Genomic DNA, 491 nt, shown 5'->3' on the forward strand with positions numbered 1-491 from the left:
CCGGCGAAGCGATCGGCGACGGCATCACGCTGCCGCTGGGCGGTCTGCGCCTGCAGGACATGGCGAAGAACTCGCTGGCTCAGGCGGCCAAGATCACGCGTGACGAACTGGCGAAGGCCAAGCTGTTGAAAGGCGGGCAGGGCAGGCCCTTCTACGCCGTCGGCGGCACCTGGCGAAATCTCGCCCGGCTGCACATGGAGATGACCAACTATCCGCTTGGCGTCATGCACCATTACGAGATCTCGGCCGAAAGCGCGGCGAACTTCCTCAAGCAGGTGGCCAAGGCCGAGATCGAGAAGGTCAAGGGCATCGAAGGCGTTTCCAAGAACCGCCGTTCGCTGCTGCCCTATGGCGCCGTCGTGCTGCAGGAGATCATGGCAGCGATGCAGCCGTCGAAGATCATCGTCTCGGCTCTGGGTGTACGCGAAGGCTTTCTCTATTCGCTGCTCGATGAGGCCGAGCAGAAGGCCGACCCCTTGATTTCGGCGTCG

At 63.1% G+C, this 491-nt stretch carries 1 pseudogene; it reads left to right on the forward strand.

The window, feature by feature from the left end:
• Positions 1–491 (forward strand): annotated as a pseudogene (locus EOC06_RS44635) (exopolyphosphatase); the annotation flags it as partial.

Source organism: Mesorhizobium sp. M7A.F.Ca.MR.362.00.0.0, assembly GCF_004023175.1.
GTDB lineage: Bacteria > Pseudomonadota > Alphaproteobacteria > Rhizobiales > Rhizobiaceae > Mesorhizobium.